This window comes from Microbacterium proteolyticum, from assembly GCF_029639405.1.
Lineage (GTDB): Bacteria > Actinomycetota > Actinomycetes > Actinomycetales > Microbacteriaceae > Microbacterium.
This window is the reverse complement of record NZ_CP121274.1, coordinates 1,978,190-1,999,315: the sequence shown is the minus strand read 5'-3', so window position 1 is coordinate 1,999,315 and position 21,126 is coordinate 1,978,190. Positions and strand designations below refer to the sequence as shown.

Genomic DNA, 21,126 nt, shown 5'->3' with positions numbered 1-21,126 from the left:
CCGGCGGCCGCGGCATCCCTCCCGATCCGTCAGACGAGCGACTCCCGCCACGACGCGTGCAGCTGCGCGAACTTGCCCGTTCCGGCGATGAGCGCCTCGGGGCTGTCGTCCTCGATGATGCGACCGTGCTCCATGACGAGCACGCGGTCGGCGATCGCGACCGTCGACAGGCGGTGCGCGATGATGATCGCCGTGCGGTCGGCCAGCAGCGTCTGCAGGGCGTCCTGGATGAGCCGCTCGCTGGGGATGTCGAGCGACGCGGTCGCCTCGTCGAGGATCAGGACCGCAGGATCGGCGAGGAACGCCCGCGCGAACGAGATCAGCTGCCGTTGTCCGGCCGACACGCGCCCGCCGCGCTTGTTCACGTCGGTGTCGTAGCCGTCGGGCAGCTTCTCGATGAAGCCGTCGGCGCCCACGGCCCGGGCGGCCGCGCGGATCTCCTCCATCGTCGCGTCGGGCTTCCCGAGGGCGATGTTGTCGGCCACCGTTCCGCTGAACAGGTACGCCTCCTGCGTCACCATGACGATCGCCCGACGCAGGTCCTTGGGGTGCAGGCGACGGAGGTCCACGTCATCGAGCGTCACCGCCCCCTTCGTGGGGTCGTAGAAGCGGGAGATGAGCTTGGCGAGCGTCGTCTTGCCGGCGCCGGTGGTGCCGACGAGGGCGATCGTCTGCCCCGCGGGGATGTCGAGCGAGAAGTGCGGCAGGATGACACGCCCCTCCGAGTACCCGAAGGTGACATCGTCGAAGCGCACGTGGCCGCGGGCGCTCCACAGGTCGACCGGGTCGACCGGATCGGGCACCGTCGGCTGCTCCTCCAGCACGCCGGACACCTTCTCGAGCGCCGCGGTGGCGGACTGGTACGAGTTGAGGAAGAACGCCACCTCCTGCAGCGGGGCGAAGAAGTTGCGCACGTACAGCACCGCCGCCGCGAGCACACCGATCTCGAGCGCGCCGCCGATGACACGACCACCGCCCCACAGCAGCACGAGCGCGACCGACACGGATGCCACGGCCATGAGGCCCGGCTCGAAGGTGCCGAACAGCCGGATCGAGCGCATGTTCACGTCGCGGTACTGGCCCGCGAGATCGCCGAACTCCTCGTCGTTCCGCGGCTCTTTGCGGAAGGCCTTCACGGCCCGGATGCCGGTCATGCTCTCGACGAACTTCACGATCACCTGGGCGCTGATCACCCGCGACTCGCGGTAGATCACCTGCGACCGGCCGTAGAACCACCGCATGAGCAGGTACAGCGGCAATCCCATGACCGCGAGCACCAGCCCGGACTGCCAGTCGATCAGGAACAGCGCCACGAGGGTGAACAACCCATACAGCACGCCGGAGACCAGCTCGTTCAGGCCGCCGTCGAGCAGTTCGCGGATGGTGTCGAGGTCGCTCGTCTGCCGCGAGATGATGCGGCCGGACGTGTACGACTCGTGGAACTCCAGACTCAAGCGCTGGGTGTGCAGGAAGATGCGCTTGCGCAGGTCGAGCATGACCGCCTGGGTGAGGCGGGCCGCCACCACGACGTACCACCCGATCAGCACCGCACCGCCGATGCCGGCCGTGAGGTAGATCGCGACGACCATGATCGTCGGCATCCAGTCGTTGTTCTGGATCACCGCGGGCAGGGCGTTGTCGATGCCGTAGGCGATCAGCGCGGGGCCCGCGACGCGCAGGGCCGTCGAGATCACGAGCACGGCGGCGGCGAGCACCAGCTGACCGCGCAGCGGCGAGACGAGCGAGCCGAGCAGGCGCAGCGAGCGCTGGCGGATCGCCCGGCTCTCGTCGCGGGTGTAGTCCGAGCGATCTTCGCCGCTGGTCCCGGTGACGGTGGTCGTGCTCATCGGGTCGCCTCCTTCGCGGGCAGGGGTTCGTCGGCGGATGCCGCGGTGTCGGGGCCGGTTCGGATCACGGGGATCGCGCCGGTCTGCGCCTCGCGTTCGGCCTCGGCCTCTTCGAGGCTGGAGATCACGTGCCGGTAGGCGTCGCTCCGGCGGAGCAGGTCGGAGTGCGTGCCGACCGCGGTGATACGGCCGTCCTGCAGCAGGGCCACCCGGTCGGCGAGCGTCACGGTCGAGGGACGGTGCGCGACGACGAGGGCGGTGGTCTCGCTCAGCACCTCGCGGAGCGCATCCTCCACGAGAGCTTCGGTGTCGACGTCGAGCGCCGACAGCGGGTCGTCGAGCACGAGCACGGCGGGCCGCGCGGCGACCGCGCGGGCGAGCGCGAGACGCTGACGCTGGCCGCCGGACAGGCTCAACCCCTCCTCGCCGATGACGGTGTCGAGCCCGTCGGGCAGGTCGTGGACGAAGTGCGCCTGCGCGACCTCGAGCGCTTCGGTGAGCACGGCCTCGGCCTCGGGCGAGCCCGGCTCGAGGTCTTCCCGGCCGAGCAGCACGTTCGCGCGCACGGTCTGCGAGAAGAGCGTGGCGTCCTCGAACGCCATGCCCACGTGCCGTCGCAGCTCCGACAGCCGCAGCTCCCGCACATCGATCCCGTCGAGCAGCACCCGGCCACCGGTGACGTCGTACAGACGGCCCGGGAGCGTGGTGAGCGTCGTCTTCCCGGAACCGGTCAGACCGACCAGCGCCATCGTCTCACCGGGCCGCAGGCTCAGGTCGACGCCGTCGAGGAGGTCCGGCTCGGTGTCGGCGGCATCCTGATACCGGAAATGCACGCCCTCGAGGACGAGCTCGCCGCGCGGCTCGGCGATCGTACGCGGTTCTTCGGGATCGACGATCGTGTTCTGCTCGTCGAACACCTCGAAGATGCGATCGGTCGCGGTGCGCGCGTCGAGCAGGAACGAGAACAGGAAGCCGATCGACTCCATCGGCCAGCGCAGCACGGTAGCCATCGCGAAGAACGCCACGAGCTCCGCCACCTGCAACTGCCCCAGCTGCGTGAGGACGATGCCCGCGCCCAGGCACACCGCGAAAGCGATGTCGGGCAGCAGCACCAGCCAGAACCAGATCCAGCCGATCGCCCGGGCCTTGCCGAGCTCGGTCTCGCGCAGCGACTCGGCCTGACGCGTGAACTTCTGCAGAGCGTGCTTCCCGCGGCCGAAGGCCTTCAGCACACGGATGCCGTGAACGCTCTCCTCCACCGAGGTGGCGAGGTCGCCCGCCTGGTCCTGACTCTGTCGCGCGAGGGCGCCGTAGCGCTTCTCGAAGCGGTAGCCGGCGTACCACAGCGGCGCGGAGGCGACGAGGAAGAGCGTCCCCAGCAGCCAGTGCCACCGGAACAGCAGCACCGCGCCGATGAGGATCGTCAGCACGTTGACGATCAGCAGGATGAGGCCGAACGCGAGCCAGCGGCGCAGCATGCTGATGTCCTGCATCATGCGCGAGAGCAGCTGCCCCGACTGCCAGCGGTCGTGGAACGCCACCGGCAGACGCTGCAGGCGCGAGTAGAACGACTGCCTCAGGTCGTACTCGACCTTCGTCGCGGGGGCGAGCACGAACCACCGGCGCAGCCACACCATGCCGGCTTCGGCCAGACCCAGCCCGAGGATGAGCACGGCACCCCACGCCAGCTGCCCGGGGTCGCCCGAGCTGATGGGGCCGGCGACCAGCTGCTCGAGGACGAGCGGGATCGCCAGGGCGAGCACGCTCGCACCGAGCGCGCTGACGGCGCCGAGGGCGAGGCGCGGGAGGACGGGGCGCGCGATGGGCAGGACCCGCGCGAGGGAACGGAGCGTCGACAGGTGAGGGCGGTTTTCTGCGGTGGTCATGATCCTCATGGGGTCGAAGCGACGCGCGGGAGTGGAGCGCGGGAGAAGGGATGCCAGGGGCGCCGGTGGAGACCCACCGGGACGTGCGACGCGGGAGCGGCCGAAGCGCTACGGGCGACGCGGGAGGCGGATGACGCGGATGCCGGGAAAGGAGGCGGCACGTACGACGGTGGCGTCGATCTGGTCCATGGCATCCTCCTCGATCGGTGCGCAGCCGCCGGGGGGCGCGGCAGCTTTTCAGGATATGCCTGAGAGTTCGCCGAGGGCAAGCGTGGATTCTGCGGCGGGCTGTCGCGGCACGGGCCGCGGGCACGCCGGGGTGCCCGGCTGCGGCACAACCTCAGCGATCCGCTCGACGTCAGCGGCATCCGGCTCCCTGCCGCTGAGGTTGAGCGAATCGCTGAGGTTGTGCGGCGCGTCAGCCCGCGGCTTCGCGCTCGAGCAGGCGTCGCTTGACGTCCACGCCCCACGCGAAACCGCCCATCGTGCCGTCGCCGCGCAGCACGCGATGGCAGGGCACGAAAAGCGCGGGCGCGTTCCGGGCGCAGATGGATGCCGCCGCCCGGACGGCCGTGGGCGAGCCCAGGGCGGTGGCGAACCCCGTGTACGTGAGCGGCGCTCCCGGCCGGATGGCCCGGAGGGCGGACCACCCTCGCTGCTGCAGCGGCGTTCCGAACTGCACGACCTCGACGCCGTCGATCGCCGCAAGATCGCCGTCGTAGTAGGCCGCGACGGCCGCGGCGGCGCGCGTCTCGCCCGGCACGACCTCGGCGGGGCGGTGGGTCGGGCGGAGCCGGTCGAGCACGGCATCCACCTCGTCGGTCCAGCCGGAGACGAGCACGCGGTCGGCGGCGTCGGCGAGGATCGCGAAGGGACCGTCGGGGGTGTCGACGAACTGGAGGGTCGCGGTGGTCACGGGGCGGGCTCGCTTTCGGTCGAAGGGGTCGGCGTGCGCCACGCCCGGGTCACGGGGGCGGCGTACCAGTAATGGGCCATTGCGTAGCTGCGCCACGGCGCCGCGCGCTCCGACCATCGCGTGAATCCCGCGGGGTCGGAGGGCAGCCCCAGCGCCGCCGCACCGGCGCGCGCGGCGACGTCACCGGGAAGCAGGACGTCGGGGTCGCCGATCACCCGCATGCGGACGTAGTCGGCGGTCCAGGGCCCGATCCCCCGCATCGAGAGGAGCCGCGCGCGCTGCTCGGCGCCGTCGTCACCCGGCCCGAGCGTCAGCGAGCCGTCGGCGAGCGCCACGGCGGCCTCGACGATCGCGCGGCGGCGCGCGGTCGGCCCGCGGAGCACGTCGAAACCCTGCTCGGCGATGACCGCGGGGTCGGGGAAGAGCGTCATCGCGGCTCCCCCGATCTCGGTCCGCTCGCCGAGCTCGGCCGACAGGCGCCCCTGCATCGTCCGCGCGGACGCCACGCTGATCTGCTGGCCGATCATCGCGCGCAGCAGCATCTCGGCGGCATCCATGGCCCCCGGCACGCGCACGCCCGGAACCGCGGCGACCGCGGGCGCGAGCTCGGGATGCCGGGCGAGCGCCTCGTCGATCGCGAGCGGATCGGCGTCGAGGTCGAACAGGCGCCGGACGCGCGCGATCAGGGTGCCGAGGTCGGCGAGGGCGGTCAGCCGCGCGCGCAGGCGCAGGCGGGAGTCGGCGTCGCGTCGCACCTCGAACCACGCCGGTCCCCCTGGCATCCGGATCACGCGTGCGAATGAGGCGTCGCCGCCGATCTCGACGCCGGGGATCGCGTGCGCCCGCATCCAGCCGAACAGGCCGACGGTGTCGATCGGGCCGCGGACGGGAAGGGCCAGGTCGATCTCACCGACCGGGACGGTGCCCGCGGCACGGGAGCGTCGGGCGCGGAGAGCGGTCGGCGACATGCCGAAGACCTCTCCGATCGTCTCGGTGAACTGCCGCACGCTCGAGAAGCCCGCCGAGAACGCGACATCGGATGCCGACAGGTCGGTGCCCACGAGCAGGGCCCGGGCGGTGTGGGCGCGCTGCGCCCGCGCCAGGGCGAGGGGCCCCGCGCCGAGCTCGGCGGTGAGCAGGCGGCCGAGGTGGCGGGAGGAGTACCCGAGACGCCGCGCGAGGCCGGGCACGCCCTCGCGATCGACGACGCCGTCGGCGATGAGGCGCATCGCGCGGGCGGCGACGTCGCCCCGGACGTCCCAGGCCGGGGATCCCGGTGCGGCCTCGGGCAGGCAGCGCTTGCACGCGCGGTACCCCGCCTCGTGCGCCGCGGCCGACGTGGCGTAGAACGTCACGTTCGCCTCCTTCGGCGTGCGCGCGGGGCAGCTCGGACGACAGTAGATGCCGGTGGAGCTCACGGCCGTGACGAACTGCCCGTCGAAGCGCCGGTCGCGCGACTGGATCACGCGGTAGCGCTCGTCGAAGCCCCGAATGTCGGCGGCGGTGGAGGTCATGGCATCCACCCTGCCACCGACCACCGACATGTACCGGCGGAAATCGGACACGAGGGTGGGGGCGACGTCGCGCTCGGACGTGATCCCTTGCTCTCCCCTTCGTTCAGTGTCCAAGACACGCGGACGGCACCGAGGTGCATCGGCGTGTCTTGGACACTGAGGCAAACGGGCGGGGGCCGGGCGACCCGCCCCGGCGTCAGGCGGTCGCCGCGGTCTCGCGCAGGATCACCAGGCCGCCCCAGATCGACAGGACCAGCACCAGCACGACGAAGCCGAGGAACACCGGCACCAGCGGGAGGGCGAGGAGCGCGATGCCGACGGCCAGCGGCGGCACGGTCATCCCGGCGAAGGCAAGGAGGAAGACACCCGAGGTGATCTCGCCGCGGGTGCGCGGGTCGGCGAGCGAACCCGCCGTGGCGAGGGCTCCGCGGAAGAGGAGGCCGACACCGGCGCCCGCGACGATGCCGCCGAGCACGAACAGGATGCCGGAGGTCAGCAGATCGGCGGCGCCGAGGCTCAGCAGCCCCGCGATCATGGCGACGAGCCCCAGCCGCAGCTGCGTGCGGGTCGAGCGGCCCGCGAACACGACCTGCGACACGGCTGCGGCACCGAAGACCGAGAACGACACGGCCCCGGCGACGAGGTGATCCGTGACGCCGAGCCGTCCCGCGAGGAACGTCGGGGCGACCGAACCGAAGAGACCCGTCACGGCGAAGGCGGCGAACGCTGCGGTGCCCGCCGCCCAGTAGGCGCGGCGTCCGTCCGCGGGGATGCGGACCCGCTGCGGACGGTAGCGGAAGGACCGGTCGATCTCGACGGTCTCGGGCACGAACGCGTACGCGAGGCCCAGCGCGAGGAAACCGACCAGGAACACGACGTACGGCAGCACGAGCGGCGCGGGGGTGAACTCCGCGAAGAGGCCGCCGATCAGCGGGCCGAGGGCCAAGCCGCCCATGTTCGCGACGCCCGCGACCGTGGCGGCGAATCCCGGGGATGCCGGGTGCGACACGCGCCGCAGGTCGGCGAGGTGCGCGGTGGCCGACGCCGTCAACAGGCCGATGCCGAGCCCGGCGACGAGGCGCGCGGCGATGACGCTCGCGGCGTCGGCGCGCAGCACGAACACCAGGGCCGCGGCGATCTGAAGCACCGTGGCCGCGAGGATGAGCGGGCGGCGACCGAGCCGGTCGCTCAGGTGCCCGGCGAGGTACAGCGACACCATGACGCCGATCGAGTACGCGGCGAACATCACCGTGATGAGGAACGTGGGCAAACCGTCGCGGGCTTGATACAGCGCGTAGAGCGGCGTCGGCACCGTGTTGAAGGCCATGAGCGCGAGGAACGTGGCGGCCGTGACCCAGAACCCGGTCCGGTGCGAGAGACGCGCGGCGGTCGCCCGAGCGGCCACCGGAAGGACGATGGAGGAAGTCATGGCTTCAGGATGCTCCGTCGCGAGCATCGAGGGAAACGAACGTTCTCGATCATGATGATCGAGTCCGTCTATGATCACCGCATGGAGACCCGCCTCCTCGAGTACTTCGTGACCGTCGCGGTCGAGCGCAACGTCACGGCCGCCGCCGCCCGCCTGTTCGCGGCGCAGTCCACGGTGTCCGCGGGCCTCGCGAGCCTCGAACGCGACCTGGGCGTCCGCCTGCTCGAGCGCTCCACGAAGTCGGTGCGACTGACGCCGGCGGGTGAGGCGCTCCTCCCCCTCGCGCGCACGCTGCTCGCCGACGTCGACGCGCTGCGCGGGGCGGCATCCGAGTCCGGAACCGGGGTTCGCGGACTCGTGCGCATCGGCACCTTCGCGGGATTGCGGGTCATCGACCTCCCCGAGATCCTCGGGCGCCTCCGCCGTTCGCACCCGCTCGTCGATGTACGCGTGACGGTCTCGGCCACGGGGTCGCGCGGGTTGTTCGTCGACCTCGACCGAGACCGTCTCGACCTCGCGCTGACGGCCCTGCCCCCGGCATCCGGTGCCGTGTCGAGACCGCTCGCCTCCTACCCCTACGTCGCCGTCCTGCCCGAGACGCATCCGCTCGCCCGGGGGGACGGCCCCATCTCGCTGGCCGAGCTCGCGGACGACGACTGGATCGACGTGCTGCCCGGCTTCGGCAATCGCGTGCAACTCGACGGCGAACTCGAGCGCCGCGGGGTGACGCGACACGTGGTGGCCGAGGTCGGCGAGCTCGCCGCCGTCCCCAAGTACGTCGCCGCCGGGCTCGGTGTCGCCGTGATCCCCGACGTCGTCCCGAAGGCGGGATGCCGCGTGCGTCCCGTCGCCGACGACCTCCCCCCGTGGACCGTCTCGCTGACGGTGGGCCCCTCCGCCGTCTCCCGCCGGCACGTGCGGGCGGTGGTGGAGGCGATCCACGCCTCGGGGTGAGGCATCCCGCGGTGCGGCATCCCGAGGTGAGCAGCCGGTTTGGGGCGCATCCTTCCGTTCGGGGCGCGATTATCACGCCCCGAACGGAGAATCACGCCCCAAACGCACGAAGAGGAAGGATGCCGCGGCCTCAGCGCTCGGCGACCGCGAACCCGCCGGAGGGCAGGAGCACCGTGATCTCGCGGTCGAACGCCGCCGTGCGCACGAGCGCGCCGCGGGAGTCGTAGACCCGGACCGTCCCGCCGCCCGAGACCGTGGTCCGTTGCACGGACGGGGCGCTGGAGTGCACGAGCTCGCTGCGACTGCCGCCGCCTTCGAGGACGAGGCGCGACACCCACGGCCGCACGATGAGCCCGTCGAGCACGAGATCGCCGCGCTGCGCGGTGACGGTGAGCTCGGTCCGGCGCTCCGGAACCGCGGTGGTCAGCGCGTGCGGCAGCAGCGCGCCGGGCGTCGGCGAGATGCCCTGGGCGGGACCGGTGACCTTCAGGACGCCGTTGCCGCGCCAGCGCGACAGCGACTGCTCCCCCGGCTGCGAGAACACGACCGGCTCGACCCACCGCCGCGAGTCGGCCGCGCCGATGTCCCACGTCGCGCTCTGCCGCGACTTCAGGGTGAGGGCGTCACCCGACCAGCTCGACTCCCCCGTCCACGACGCCGGCGTCGAGACCGTGCCGTCGGTGGACGTGGCATCCTCCGCCTGCACGAACGTCAGGCCGACGCGATCGGTGACGGAGGTGAGCGCGGTCGCCCGCGCGGCGATCGCCGGGTGCGCGTCGAGCGCGAGAGCGGTCAGGAGGCCGTGCATGGTCGACTCGGCCCCGCTGTTGCGGTTCACCGTGCCGTCGGGCTGCAGCCCGTCGAAGGTCACGCCCGTCGCGGGGTCGTACATCCGCGCGCCGGCGTGGTTGCCGCCGAAGAACCACGCGGCCTGGATGCCGGCGAGGTCGGCGAACGCGCTCGATCCGGTCGTGTCGGCGAGGGCGACGAGCGACTGCACACGGGAGTCGGCGCCGTACGCGATCTGCACGCGGTCGGTCGGGCTCGGGTACCAGCCGTTGTCCGGACCGCCCGCGGTGAGCAGCGTCGTCGTGAAGCCCGTGGCGTCGGCGATCGCGGGATCCGCCAGCGCCGGGTCGTCGAGGACGTCGGCCGCGACGGCGAGCGCCGCGGGCATCTGCGACCCCCACGCGTGCCACATCGCCGGCGACTGCGCCCACGGGAGCACCGCGCCGTACGGCCACTCGCGGGAGGTCCCGGATGCCATGGCGGCCACGCCCTCGGCGAGCTGACGCGCCGCGGTGGTCGAGGAGTCGTCCCCGGCCCGCACGGCGGCGGCGAGTCCGAGGACCGCCTCGGCCGAGGCATCCGCGCCGTCCACGATGAGCCACGCGGGGACCCTCTTGCCGTCGGCCTCGACGTATTGGCCGTACTTCGACAGGACGTCGCGCTCGATCGCTCCGCGCGACAGGGCGAGGCGGTCCTTCAGGAACGCGGCGAAGTCGGGGTCGTCGTCGGCGAAGGCCGCGTAGCCCTCGCCGAGCGCCCACACCGTGCGGGCGAGCCAGTAGCTCGGGCCGGAGTCGGACGGGTCGGGCAGCTCCACCGGCTCGGCGGAGGGATTCAGCTCGCCGTCCGGCTGCATCCACAGCACGACGTTCCCGGCGTCAGGACCGTCGGTGGTCTGGTGGTACGCGACCGTGCGGAGCAGTTCGTACGCCTTGTGGCGACTGTCGGCATCGCCGGTCTGCTGCCAATGGCGCAGGTAGACGACGGCGGCGCGGGTGGTGTCGTCGGCGTTGTAGGCGCCTTGACTCCAGTCGCCCGTCGCGGGGTCGAGGGCACCGCCGCCGATGCGCTCGAAGGTCCCGCCGTCGCGGGCGTCGGCGTAGGTCCAGGGCGCGAGGAGCGTCGGCTCCTCGGCGAGACGATAGGTGGTGTGACCTTCGACGCCCGCGGGCGTGGGCGAACCGAGGAGGAAGTCGAGGTGGTCGAGGTTCGTCAGCGGTGCGGCCGCGGCGGCTGCCGGGGCGGCCTCGGCGGTGGCGGGCGCCAGCGCCGACGCCGGCGCCGCGCTCAGCGGCACCGCCAGGGCGACCGCGCCCGCGAGGGCCAGGCCGCGCGCACTCCATCGTGCGTTCATGGGGGGATCCTTTCGATGGGGGTGGTTCGCGGCCCGGCGGGACACAACGAAGGAAATCTGCGGGACCCGACGGGACCGTCCGCGGAAGGCCGCGGTGGATGTCGGCTGCCCAGGCAAATCTCCTTCGTTGTGTCCCCGCCGCCGCCGCGGAGGGCCGCGCCTCTGGACGCGGCCCGAAGCGTCAGTCGGTGCGCTCGAGCAGGGCGACACCGATCTTCGAGTCGGCCATGCCGTAGAACACGAAGTGGCGGCCGTCGATCTCCTCGATCGCGGTCGGGAAGACGACGTTCGGCACGATGCCGCTGCGCTCGTCATCGGTCTCGGGGGCCAGCAGCGGCTCCGGCGTCCGCGCGATCACGCGGCTCGGGTCATCGGCATCCAGGATCAGGGCGCCCGCGGCGTAGTTCACCTTCTGCTGCTGCGAGAACGCGCTGTCGATCACGCCGGTCACACCGTGGTGAAGCACGAGCCAGCCCTCGGGGATCCGCAGCGGCGGCGGTCCCCCGCCGATCTTCACGGCCTCGAACGGGTACGCGGGGCCCGCGACGAACCGGTGCTGCTCCCACAGCGCGAGGTTCGCGAGGTCCTCCCGGACGGATGCCACGGGCACGTAGCTGATCCAGATGGACTGCCGCTCGTCCGAGACGCCGGCCGGCACCCGCACGCCCTGTCCGGGCTTGGTCTCGCCGAGGTCCCACATGGGTCGGTGCAGCACCGCGAACGCCTCGCTGCCGTCGGGGGCCGTGACCGTCTCCGGGAAGAACACGGTGTCCTTGTTGTGGAACAGGTTCAGGTCCATGTCGAGGTCGTCCTGGTAGCGGAACAGCACGGGTCCGAGACGCCGCCAGTCGCGCAGGTCCTCGGAGACGGCGACGGCGGTGCGGGGGCCCAGGGGTCCGTAGGCGACGTACGTCATGACGTGCAGCCCCAGAGCCTCCACCCAGGTCGTGCGCGGGTCTTCGGTCCCGGCGTTGTCGGCGCCGCGCTCCCACCCGCGATCGGGCTGGAGCACCACGCCCTCGCGTTCGACGGCGACGGGCACCCCGTCCTCGACGACCACGCGGGCGATGCCCACGCGCGAGACGTTGCCCTCGGCGACCAGGCGCGGCAGCAGGTACAGCTCGCCGTCGGGGCCGCGGCCCGAGGCCGGGTTGAGCACCCCCTCGGCTTCGTCTACGTTTCCGGGCTCGGGGGTCATCACCACACCCACACGTGTGAGGCGGTAGGGGACGGGGGAATCGGGGGTCATTGTCATCCTTTCACTCCGGATCCGAGGTCGTTGGAGGTGAAGTAGCGCTGGAAGATCAGGAACAGCGCCACCGCGGGAGCGGCGAGCACGACGGCGCCGGCCATCATCGCGCCGAAGGGGTTGGTGGTGGAGGCGGCGATCGTGGAGATGAAGTTCGCCAGCGACACGGCGAGCGGCTGCATCGCGGCATCCTTCGTGATGAGGAAGGGCCACAGGAACTCGTTCCACGGACCGATGAAGGTCAGCAGCACCGCCGTCAGCAGCGCGGGGCGCACGAGCGGCAGCGCGACGCTCCACAGCAATCGGAACTCGTTCGCCCCGTCGATGCGGGCGGCGTCGAACAGCTCCTTGGGGAGCTGCAGGAAGTACTGCCGGAAGATCACGACCGCCGTGGAGTTGATGAAGAACGGCAGGATCATGCCGAGGTAGCTGTCGCTCAGCCCGTAGTCGCGGGCGATCATCACGTACAGCGGGATCATCAGCAGCTGGAACGGGATCACCTGCACCAGGAGCACGAGCGCGAAGGTCGCCGACCGGCCGCGCCACTTCAGCACCGCCAGCGCGTACCCGGCGAGCACGCCGAACACGATGGTGCCGAGGATCACTCCCCCGGTGAAGATGCCCGAGTTGACGAGGCCCTTCAGCAGGTTGATGCGCCCGTCGATCGCCGCGTAGTTCTCCAGCGTCAGGTTCGACGGGTGCGGGAACGCGCCCGCGATCGTCGAGTCCGGGTTCGTCTGCAGCGAGCCGACGACCATGTAGTAGAAGGGGAACAGGAACGCCAGGGCGCCGAGCGTCAGCACGCCGTAGGTCACGACTCTGGTCTTCATGATTCCTCCCTCCCCACGAACCGGCGCTGGAGCGCCGCGATGATCAGCACGAAGATGATCAGCACCACCCCGATGGCCGCGGCCACGTCGGGGTTCTGCTGCTCGATGCCCTTCTGATAGATCAGCAGCACGGGCGACGTCGACGCGCCGTTGGGGCCGCCGCCGTTGGTGAGCAGGTACGGCTCGGTGAAGAGGTTCGCGCCGGTGATCGTGGCGAGCAGCACCACGAGGAACGTCGCCGGACGCACGCCCGGCACGGTCACCGAGAAGAACTGCCGGAGGCGTCCGCCGCCGTCGACCGCGACCGATTCGTACAGCTCGCGCTGCACGTTCTGGAGCGCCGCGAGGTACAGCAGGATGTAGAACCCGAGCCCCTTCCACGTCACGAACAGCGCGATGGTCGGCATCGCGAGCGCCGAGTTGACCAGCCATGACGGGTTCGGCGCCAGCGGGCCGAGGGCGTTGTTGATCAGCCCCGAGTTCGAGAACAGGAACAGCCACACCGCGACCACCGCGACGGATGCCGTGACGTAGGGCACGTAGAACGCGACGCGGAAGAACGCGCGGGCGCGCACCACCCGGTCCAGCGCCGTGGCCAGCACGATCGAGAGCACGACCGTCAGCGGGACGTTGATCAGCAGGAAGATCCCGACGTTGCCGAACGACCGCCAGACGGCCGGGTCGCTCAGCGCCGCGACGTAGTTGTCGAGGCCGACGAACGGCCGGTCGACGTTCGCGCCCGGGGCGGTGAAGAAGTAGTCGTGGAACGACATCCACACCGCGAACACGATCGGGTAGGCGAAGACGACCCCGATGAAGATCAGGTACGGAGCGGAGAACAGGATGCCGAGCGGCTGCGCCCCGAGGAGGCGGCGCCGCTTCTTCCCGGCATCCCCTGCTCCCCCCGCACGACCGGACCGGCCGGGGTCGCCCCCGGTCCGCCCGGACGTGCGGGTGAGATCGACGGTCATGTCACTTCCCCGCCGCGAGCTGGTCGATCTGGGTCTGGGCGTTGGAGAGGAAGGTGTTCACGTCCTCTTCGCCGAAGATGACCGCCTTGGAGTACTCGTCGCGGAACGCCTGCCAGATCTCGACCGAGCTGACGACGTTGGGCACCTCGACGGTGCGGGCGGCCTGGTCGCCGAACTGCTGGTAGGCCGGGTTGGCGCTGAAGTAGTCGGCGTAGGTCGTGGTCAGGTCGGTGCGGAGAGGCATCTGGCCGGTCTCCTCGAGCCATTTGCCGTCCTGCTCCTGGCTGGTGGCGAACTTCAGCACCTCCCACGCGGTGCCCTTGTTCTGGCACGCGGTGAAAAGGCCGACGTTCTTCGCGTCGCTGAAGGTCCAGGTCTGGTCGGCCGCGGTGCCCTTCTCGGTGGGGACGGGCACGGCGCCCCAGTTGACCTTGTCCTTGTAGACCGACACGGCCCAGGGTCCGACGATGGCCATCGCGGCTTTGCCGTCGGCGAACGCGTCGCCCTGGTACTGCTCGTTGCCGGCGAGCTCGTCGGCGTAGATCGTGCGCCAGAAGTTCGCGACGGCCTCACCGTCGGCGTCGTTGAAGGTCGCCTTGCCGTCCTCGACGAGCTGCTTCCCGCCGGTCTGCGCGGCGTAGAGCGGGTAGAAGTCGAACCACGACTGGAAGAATTCGCTCGTGGGCGCCGGGTTGATGGCGTAGTCCGAGACGCCGGCCGCCTTCAGCTTCTGCGAGGTCGCGAGGAACTCGTCGTACGTCGACAGCTGCGGCTTCTCCGGGTCGAGGCCGGCCTTGGCGAAGAGGTCCTTGTTGTAGAAGATCATCACCGGGTTGCTCTTCCACGGCAGCTGGTAGAAGCCGCCGTCGTCGGAGCGGTACTGGTCGGCGAGGTCGCCGCTGCGCTCGGTGATGTACTGCTCGCCGTCGGGGAAGTCCGACAGGTTCACGAGGCCCCCCTGGCGCTGGAAGCCGGGCACGGCCGCGGGCGAGGTATTGAACACCAGGCACGGGGCGTTGCCGGCGGTGATCGCCGCGCCGATGACCTCCTCGCTGGAGGACCCGGCGGGAATCTCCTGCGCCGTGATCTGCTCGTCGGGGTGGTCGGCGTTCCAGGCCTCGACCATCTGCTGGCCCCACGCGATCTCGGCGGCGTTGTTCGAGTACCAGATGGTGATGGGGCCCTTGGCATCCATTCCGGATGCTCCACCGCCGCCTCCGCTGCACGCGGAGAGGGCGAGGATGCCGGTGGCGGCTACTGCTGTGGCGAGAATGCGTCGTCGCATGTCTTCCTCCTTGTGGGGCGGGCGGGGGCCCGCGGGTGTCAGCTTCGAGTCGGCGGCGCGGTGGAGTCGCGCACCTGCAGGCCGGGGTCGGCGAGCGCGAGTGCCTCGGGCTCTCCTCCCGCGATCGCCTGCAGCAGAGCGCGAGCAGCGGCCGCCCCCCAGCCGCGCGCGTCGGTGGAGACGCTCGTGAGGGCGGGGAACAGGTGCCGGCCGAGTTCGGTGTCGTCGAACCCGGTGATCGAGAGGTCGCGGGGCACCGACAGGCCGCGGCGCTGCGCCGTGCCGAGCCCCGCGACAGCCATGTTGTCGTTGGAGTACACGATCGCCGTGGGCGGAACCTCGGCGTCGAGCAGGGCCGTGGTGGCCCGCGCCCCGTCGGCGGCGCTGAAGTCGGTCTCGACGACACGGGCCCGGATGCCGCGCGCCCGCGCCGCCGCCTCGAACGCGGCCGCGCGGTGGCGTCCGTGCAGCATCGCGGACGGACCCGCGACATGCGCGATGTCGGTGTGCCCGAGGTCGGCGAGGTGGTCGACGGCGAGGCGGATGCCGGCGCCGTCGTCGACCGAGACGGAGGTGAAGGGGCTGTCGACGTCGGGGACGCCGAGGGTCACGGCGGCGATGCCGAGGCTCGCGACGAGGTCGATGCGCGGATCGTCGGCGCGGAGGTCGGAGAGGATCACGCCATCGACGCGGCGGTCGGCCGCGAGTCCGCGGTAGGTCTCCTCTTCGTGGCGGCCCGGGGTGGCGGCCGCGAGCACGAGCACCTGGCCCGAAACGGAGAACTCGTCCTCGACGCCCGCGATGAACGACGGGAAGAAGGGGTCGGCGGCGATGACGTCCGGGCTGCGGCCGATCACGAGACCGCACGCGAAGGCCCGGCCGACGCTGAGCGACCGCGCCCGGAGGCTCGGGCTCCAGCCCATCTCGGCCGCGACCGACAGGATGCGGTCGCGGGTGTCGGGGGCGACGCCGGCGCGGCCGTTCAACGCGAACGACACCAGGCCCTTGCTGACACCCGCGCGGCGCGCGACATCGGCGATCGTGGGTCGCGTCTCATTCGTCATGCTGCACCTCGTCGTGGCATCCATCGGTCTAAACCGGTTCAGTGCCGTCGAGCCTAAACCGGTTCAGGGATGTGAGTCAACCCTCGACGGGTGCGGTCCGCGGGCGCGCCCCCCGGGTTTGGGGCGCATTTCTTCGTTTGGGGCGTGAAATTCGCGGCCCCAAACCGACAATCGCGCCCCAAACCCGCACCGCCCCGCGGGGGTACACCGCAACCCCTCCCCCGTGTCGGTGGGCGCCGATACCGTGGGTGTATGAGCGAACGCGAATTCGACCTGATCGTCATCGGCGCCGGCCCCGTGGGCGAGAACGTCGCCGACCGCGCCGTGCAGGCCGGTCTCACCGCCGTGATCGTCGAATCCGAGCTGGTCGGCGGCGAGTGCTCGTACTGGGCGTGCATGCCGTCGAAGGCGCTGCTGCGCAGCGGCGCCGCTCTGCGCGCCGCGCGCGACGTCGACGGCGCGAAGCAGGCCGTGACCGGCGACCTCGACATCGCCGCGGTCCTCCGCCGCCGCGACTCCATGACCAGCAACTGGAACGACGCCGGGCAGGTGTCGTGGCTCGAGGGCGCGGGTATCGAGCTCGTGCGCGGCCACGGCCGCCTCACCGGCGAGAAGACGGTGCGCGTCACCGCCGACGACGGGACGACGACCGACCTCGTCGCCCGCCACGCGGTCGCGGTGTGCACGGGTTCCGCGGCGCTGCTCCCCGGCATCCCGGGCCTTGCCGACATCGAGCCGTGGACGAGCCGCGAGGCGACGGCGGTGCAGAGCATCCCCGGGTCGCTCGCGATCCTCGGCGGCGGCGTCGTCGGCGCCGAGCTGGCGACGGCGTTCGCGAGCCTCGGCGCCGAGGTCACGATCATCGCGCGCTCGGGCCTCTTGGGCGGCACCGAGCCGTTCGCCGGCGAGCTGGTCGCCGATTCCCTCCGTGCCCGCGGCGTCACGGTGAAGACGGGCGTGGATGCCACGGCCGCCCGCCGCGACGACGACGGACGCCGCGTGCTCGAGCTGTCCGACGGCACCGCCGTGACCGCCGACGAGGTGCTCGTAGCGACCGGCCGCGTGCCGCGCACGACCGACCTGGGGCTCGACGCCGTCGGCCTCGAGGAGGGCTCGTGGCTCGACGTCGACGACACGCTCCTCGTGCGCGGCTACGACTGGCTGTACGCCGTCGGCGACGTGAACCACCGCGCGCTCCTCACCCACCAGGGCAAGTACCAGGCGCGCGCGGCGGGCGACGTCATCGCCGTTCGCGCGCAGGGCGGCGAGGTCGACGACAGCCCGTGGGGGGCCCACGTCGCGACCGCCGACCACGACGCCGTCCCGCAGGTCACGTTCACCGACCCCGAGGTCGCGTCCGTCGGTCTCACCGCCGCCGCCGCCGAGAAGCGCGGCCTGAACGTGAAGGTACTCGATTACGACCTCGCGCACGTCGCCGGGTCCAGCGAGCAGTCCGACGCGTACGCCGGCAAGGCCCGCGCGATCGTCGACCTCGACCGCGGCGTGCTGGTCGGCGCGACGTTCGTCGGCCCCGACATCGCCGAGCTGCTGCACTCCGCGACGGTCGCGATCGTCGGCGAGGTACCGGTGAAACGGCTGTGGCACGCGGTCCCGTCGTACCCCACGGTCAGCGAGGTCTGGCTGCGCCTGCTCGAGACGCTGGGCCGCGACTCGGCGTGATCCGCGGGTTCGCGTGAGTCGCCACAATGTGTCGCTTCACCGCCCGCCGAGGCGACGATTCCCGGCGACTCACGCGAAGAGAAGGGAATCAGGATGCCGAGAACGATCGCGCTGATCCGCGGTGTCGGCGGGCCAACGGCGATGAAGATGCCGCTGCTGCGCGAGGTGCTGGCATCCGCGGGTCTCGGTGAGGTCGTCACGTTGCAGGTAGCCGGGAACGTCGTGCTCGACGACGGCGGCCGCTCCCCCGACGAGATCGCCGGAACGATCCGGGATGCCGTGCGCGCGGCGTTCGGGCATGACCTGGCGGTGATCGTGCGCTCGCACGCCGAACTCGCCGATTCGCGGGGGCGGAACCCGTTCGCCGACGCCTCCGAGGGACGGTGGGTGCAGACGGTGTTCCTCGACGCGGCACCAGGCCTCGCGCTGAAGGTGCCCGACGGCATCCCGGAAGAGGCCGTGCTCGACGGCCGCGAGGTGTTCGTGCGCTACCCCGAGGGCATCGGCGGGTCGAAGCTGCAGGCCGGCTGGTTCGAGAAACGCCTGGGCGTCACGGGCACGGCGCGCAACGCCAACACGATCGCGAAACTTATCGCGCTGAGCGCCTGACGCCGCGCCCGCCGTCGACACGGCGGTCGCGGTGAGCGCTGGTGTGTGCACGCTCTGCCGCGGTTGCTGCCGTCCGCGCTGCGCCGCGGTTGCTGCTGCCCACACCGCGCGATAAACGGGATCCGCGACGATAAACGCGACGCCAGCGCGTTTCTGCGCGCGAATCGCGTTTATCGCACAATCGGCCGCACCCGGGCGGCTCGTTGCCCCACGGCATCCCATCCGAGACGCGTCCCACCGACGCGTACCGCGCGCGGTCGCCTGATTCCGCCGTGCGCGGCGCCGCGCGGCGTCCACCAACCGCGATAAATGCGATCCACGACCATAAACGCGACGTCAGCGCGTTTATGCGCGCGAATCGCGTTTATCGCGACATCGCCACACCACCCCGCCGCGCAAACACCGCCGCGCAAACCCCGCCGCCGCAAACACAGCCGCCCCCGCAACCGGAGTCGCGGGGGCGGCGAGAACAGCGCGCGTCAGTGGAAGAAGTGACGCTCGCCCGTGAAGAACATCGTGACGCCGGCGGCGCGCGCGGCGTCGACGACCTCGGCATCCCGCACCGAACCGCCGGGCTGAATGATCGCCGAGATCCCGGCGTCGATCAGCACCTGCGGGCCGTCGGCGAAGGGGAAGAACGCGTCGGATGCCGCGATCGACCCGGCCGCACGGTCGCCCGCGCGCTCGACCGCGAGGCGGCACGAGTCGACGCGGTTGACCTGGCCCATGCCGATGCCCACGGTCGCCGAACCCTTCGCGAGCACGATCGCGTTGGACTTCACGGCGCGGCACGCCTTCCAGGCGAAGATGAGGTTGGTCATCTCCTCGTCCGACGGGCGCTCGCCCGAGACGAGCTCCCAGTCCTTCGCGACCGACTCGATGTCGGCGGGGAAGCGGTCGGCATCCTGCAGCAGCAGGCCGCCCGAGACGAGACGCACGTCCATCGGCTCCTGGCGCCAGTCGGCGGGCAGCTGCAGCACGCGCAGGTTCTTCTTCAGCTTGAAGACCTCGAGGGCCTCCGGCTCGAAGTCGGGCGCGATGATGACCTCGGTGAAGATGTCGCGCAGGTTCTCCGCCATCTTCAGCGTGACCGTCCTGTTGGCGGCGATGACGCCGCCGAACGCCGAGACGGGGTCGCATTCGTGCGCGCGCAGGTGCGCCGAGGCGATCGGGTCGAGCGCGTTGGGAGCGGCGACCGCGATACCGCAGGGGTTCGCGTGCTTGATGATCGCGACAGCCGGCTTCACCATGTCGAACGCGGCGCGCAGCGCGGCGTCGGCGTCGACGTAGTTGTTGTACGACATCTCCTTGCCCTGCAGCTGCGTCGCCTGGGCGATGCCGTGGCCGCCCACGCGCGTGTAGATCGCGGCGCGCTGGTGCGAGTTCTCGCCGTACCGCAGGGTCGACAGGCGCTCGGCCTGGATCGTGAGGTGCGCCGGGAGGTCGATGTCGTCGCCGAGCGTCCCCTCCGCGAACCACGTCGACACCGCGGTGTCGTAGGCGGCGGTGTGCGAGAACGCGCGGGCGGCCAGCTCGCGGCGCTGCACGAGGTTCGTGCCGCCCTGCGTGCGCAGCGCGTCGATGATCGCGGGGTACGACTCGGGCGAAACGACGATCGCGACGTTGGCGTGGTTCTTCGCCGAGGCGCGCACCATGGCAGGGCCGCCGATGTCGATCTGCTCCACGACGTCATCGCCCTCGGCGCCGGATGCCACGGTCTCCACGAACGGGTACAGGTTCACGACGACGAGCTCGAACGGGAGGATGCCGAGGTCGTCGAGCTGCGCCTCGTGGCCGGCCAGGCGCAGGTCGGCGAGGAGCCCGGCGTGGACGTTCGGGTGCAGCGTCTTCACGCGTCCGTCGAGCGACTCGGGGAAGCCGGTGACGGCGGAGACGTCGGTCACCTCGAACCCGGCGTCGCGGAGCAGCGTCGCCGAGCCCCCGGTCGACACGATCTCGACGCCCGCGGACGCCAGCGCCTCACCGAGCTCGAGCAGGCCGGTCTTGTCGCTCACCGACACCAGTGCGCGGCGGATCGGGACGACGTCACGGGGACGGTAGTCGGCGGGGTCGTGGCGGGGTCCGGCCATGGCTGCGGCTCCTGTGTCTCGTGGGATGCGGAACGCGGGCGACCGCCCGCGGGGGTTCAGGGGTGGCGGGATGCCGTGGCATCCAGGTCGAGGTCTCCCTCGGCGATCCGCCGGACGACGTCGATCAGCAGACGGCGTTCGACGGGCTTGATGCGCTCGTGCAGGGTGTCCTCGGTGTCGTCGGGCAGCACGGGGATGCGCTCCTGAGCGAGGATCGGGCCGGTGTCGACTCCCGAGTCGACGACGATGACGCTCGCGCCGGTCTGGTCGGCGCCGGCGCGGAGGGCGTCGCGCACCCCGTGAGCTCCGGGGAACTCCGGCAGGTACGCGGGGTGGGTGTTGATGATGCGCGGTTCCCACTCGGCGACGAGGTCGGCGGGCAGCAGGCGCATGAGTCCGCTCAGCACGACGAGGTCGGGCTGCCAGACCCGCAGCTGCGCACCGAGTTCGGCGCCCCATTCCTCGCGCGAGGAGAACCCGTCGAACGGGACGAGGAAGGTCGGGATGCCGAAGTGCTCGGCGTGGGCGAAGCCGTCGGCTTCGCGATCGGCACCGACCGCGATCACCCGCGCGGGGAAGTCGGGGGCGGCAGCCGCCTCGAGCAGGGCGCGGAGGTTGGAGCCGGTGCCGGAGATGAGAACGGCGACCGTGAGCACGGA

Annotated in this window: 16 protein-coding genes; 3 read left to right on the top strand and 13 right to left on the bottom strand. The window is 71.5% G+C overall.

Annotated elements, in window-relative coordinates:
- Positions 1 to 29: 29 nt before the first annotated feature.
- From P8R59_RS10105 to P8R59_RS10085, 5 genes are all read right to left on the bottom strand, one after another.
- Positions 30 to 1,847, bottom strand: coding sequence for an ABC transporter ATP-binding protein (locus P8R59_RS10105; RefSeq protein ID WP_278100945.1), 1,818 nt, complete (start codon positions 1,845 to 1,847; stop codon positions 30 to 32).
- Positions 1,844 to 3,733 carry an ABC transporter ATP-binding protein gene (locus P8R59_RS10100; RefSeq protein ID WP_278100944.1) on the bottom strand — a complete coding sequence of 630 codons (1,890 nt, stop codon included), beginning with the start codon at positions 3,731 to 3,733 and terminating at the stop codon, positions 1,844 to 1,846. The genes P8R59_RS10105 and P8R59_RS10100 overlap by 4 nt, the downstream gene beginning before the upstream one ends.
- A 418-nt stretch (positions 3,734 to 4,151) precedes the next feature.
- Positions 4,152 to 4,649 carry a methylated-DNA--[protein]-cysteine S-methyltransferase gene (locus tag P8R59_RS10095; protein WP_278100943.1) on the bottom strand — a complete coding sequence of 166 codons (498 nt, stop codon included), beginning with the start codon at positions 4,647 to 4,649 and terminating at the stop codon, positions 4,152 to 4,154.
- Complete coding sequence (locus tag P8R59_RS10090) at positions 4,646 to 6,163, bottom strand: DNA-3-methyladenine glycosylase 2 family protein (protein WP_278100942.1); 1,518 nt, start codon at positions 6,161 to 6,163, stop codon at positions 4,646 to 4,648. The genes P8R59_RS10095 and P8R59_RS10090 overlap by 4 nt, the downstream gene beginning before the upstream one ends.
- A gap of 196 nt (positions 6,164 to 6,359) precedes the next feature.
- Positions 6,360 to 7,592, bottom strand: a complete 1,233-nt coding sequence (locus tag P8R59_RS10085) for an MFS transporter (RefSeq protein WP_278100941.1) — start codon at positions 7,590 to 7,592, stop codon at positions 6,360 to 6,362.
- Positions 7,593 to 7,673: 81 nt separating this feature from the next.
- On the opposite strand from P8R59_RS10085, the gene P8R59_RS10080 reads away from it, so the two are divergent.
- Positions 7,674 to 8,546 (top strand): LysR family transcriptional regulator, encoded by an 873-nt coding sequence (locus P8R59_RS10080; RefSeq protein WP_278100940.1) that lies wholly within the window; start codon positions 7,674 to 7,676, stop codon positions 8,544 to 8,546.
- Positions 8,547 to 8,676: 130 nt separating this feature from the next.
- On the opposite strand, the gene P8R59_RS10075 is transcribed toward P8R59_RS10080, so the two are convergent.
- The 6 genes from P8R59_RS10075 to P8R59_RS10050 form a co-directional block, all read right to left on the bottom strand.
- The gene (locus P8R59_RS10075; protein ID WP_278100939.1) at positions 8,677 to 10,689 is read right to left on the bottom strand and encodes a hypothetical protein; all 2,013 of its coding nucleotides are present in this window, start codon (positions 10,687 to 10,689) and stop codon (positions 8,677 to 8,679) included.
- Between the two features lie 181 nt (positions 10,690 to 10,870).
- Positions 10,871 to 11,938, bottom strand: a complete 1,068-nt coding sequence (locus P8R59_RS10070; protein ID WP_278100938.1) for a glycoside hydrolase family 130 protein — start codon at positions 11,936 to 11,938, stop codon at positions 10,871 to 10,873.
- Positions 11,939 to 11,940: 2 nt separating this feature from the next.
- Positions 11,941 to 12,768 carry a carbohydrate ABC transporter permease gene (locus P8R59_RS10065; RefSeq protein WP_278100937.1) on the bottom strand — a complete coding sequence of 276 codons (828 nt, stop codon included), beginning with the start codon at positions 12,766 to 12,768 and terminating at the stop codon, positions 11,941 to 11,943.
- Positions 12,765 to 13,739, bottom strand: a complete 975-nt coding sequence (locus P8R59_RS10060; protein WP_278100936.1) for a carbohydrate ABC transporter permease — start codon at positions 13,737 to 13,739, stop codon at positions 12,765 to 12,767. The genes P8R59_RS10065 and P8R59_RS10060 overlap by 4 nt, the downstream gene beginning before the upstream one ends.
- A gap of 1 nt (position 13,740) precedes the next feature.
- Positions 13,741 to 15,024 (bottom strand): extracellular solute-binding protein, encoded by a 1,284-nt coding sequence (locus P8R59_RS10055; protein WP_278100935.1) that lies wholly within the window; start codon positions 15,022 to 15,024, stop codon positions 13,741 to 13,743.
- A gap of 38 nt (positions 15,025 to 15,062) precedes the next feature.
- A complete protein-coding gene (locus tag P8R59_RS10050; protein ID WP_278100934.1) occupies positions 15,063 to 16,088 on the bottom strand; it encodes a LacI family DNA-binding transcriptional regulator in 1,026 nt (341 codons plus the stop codon).
- Between the two features lie 252 nt (positions 16,089 to 16,340).
- Between P8R59_RS10050 and P8R59_RS10045 the strand changes: the two genes are divergently transcribed.
- Together P8R59_RS10045 and P8R59_RS10040 are read left to right on the top strand one after the other, a co-directional pair.
- On the top strand, positions 16,341 to 17,768 hold the full coding sequence (locus P8R59_RS10045; RefSeq protein WP_278100933.1) for a dihydrolipoyl dehydrogenase family protein: 1,428 nt from the start codon (positions 16,341 to 16,343) through the stop codon (positions 17,766 to 17,768).
- Between the two features lie 93 nt (positions 17,769 to 17,861).
- A complete protein-coding gene (locus P8R59_RS10040; protein ID WP_278100932.1) occupies positions 17,862 to 18,377 on the top strand; it encodes a DUF1697 domain-containing protein in 516 nt (171 codons plus the stop codon).
- A 479-nt stretch (positions 18,378 to 18,856) separates the two neighbouring features.
- Here P8R59_RS10040 and purH read toward each other — a convergent pair whose 3' ends face one another.
- Positions 18,857 to 20,467: a bifunctional phosphoribosylaminoimidazolecarboxamide formyltransferase/IMP cyclohydrolase gene (gene purH / locus P8R59_RS10035; protein ID WP_278100931.1), complete on the bottom strand. Its 1,611-nt coding sequence runs from the start codon at positions 20,465 to 20,467 to the stop codon at positions 18,857 to 18,859.
- Between the two features lie 56 nt (positions 20,468 to 20,523).
- A complete protein-coding gene (purN, locus tag P8R59_RS10030) occupies positions 20,524 to 21,123 on the bottom strand; it encodes a phosphoribosylglycinamide formyltransferase (RefSeq protein ID WP_278100930.1) in 600 nt (199 codons plus the stop codon).
- Positions 21,124 to 21,126: the final 3 nt, after the last annotated feature.

Bases quoted from the DNA above. Each gene is read 5' to 3' on its own strand.
- P8R59_RS10070 (WP_278100938.1), bottom strand. From the start codon at position 11,938: ATGACCCCCGATTCCCCCGTCCCCTACCGCCTCACACGTGTGGGTGTG.
- P8R59_RS10060 (WP_278100936.1), bottom strand. From the start codon at position 13,739: ATGACCGTCGATCTCACCCGCACGTCCGGGCGGACCGGGGGCGACCCC.
- P8R59_RS10080 (WP_278100940.1), top strand. From the start codon at position 7,674: ATGGAGACCCGCCTCCTCGAGTACTTCGTGACCGTCGCGGTCGAGCGC.
- P8R59_RS10050 (WP_278100934.1), bottom strand. From the start codon at position 16,088: ATGACGAATGAGACGCGACCCACGATCGCCGATGTCGCGCGCCGCGCG.
- P8R59_RS10085 (WP_278100941.1), bottom strand. From the start codon at position 7,592: ATGACTTCCTCCATCGTCCTTCCGGTGGCCGCTCGGGCGACCGCCGCG.
- P8R59_RS10045 (WP_278100933.1), top strand. From the start codon at position 16,341: ATGAGCGAACGCGAATTCGACCTGATCGTCATCGGCGCCGGCCCCGTG.
- P8R59_RS10090 (WP_278100942.1), bottom strand. From the start codon at position 6,163: ATGACCTCCACCGCCGCCGACATTCGGGGCTTCGACGAGCGCTACCGC.
- P8R59_RS10075 (WP_278100939.1), bottom strand. From the start codon at position 10,689: ATGAACGCACGATGGAGTGCGCGCGGCCTGGCCCTCGCGGGCGCGGTC.
- P8R59_RS10040 (WP_278100932.1), top strand. From the start codon at position 17,862: ATGCCGAGAACGATCGCGCTGATCCGCGGTGTCGGCGGGCCAACGGCG.
- P8R59_RS10065 (WP_278100937.1), bottom strand. From the start codon at position 12,768: ATGAAGACCAGAGTCGTGACCTACGGCGTGCTGACGCTCGGCGCCCTG.
- purH (WP_278100931.1), bottom strand. From the start codon at position 20,467: ATGGCCGGACCCCGCCACGACCCCGCCGACTACCGTCCCCGTGACGTC.
- P8R59_RS10105 (WP_278100945.1), bottom strand. From the start codon at position 1,847: ATGAGCACGACCACCGTCACCGGGACCAGCGGCGAAGATCGCTCGGAC.
- P8R59_RS10055 (WP_278100935.1), bottom strand. From the start codon at position 15,024: ATGCGACGACGCATTCTCGCCACAGCAGTAGCCGCCACCGGCATCCTC.
- P8R59_RS10100 (WP_278100944.1), bottom strand. From the start codon at position 3,733: ATGACCACCGCAGAAAACCGCCCTCACCTGTCGACGCTCCGTTCCCTC.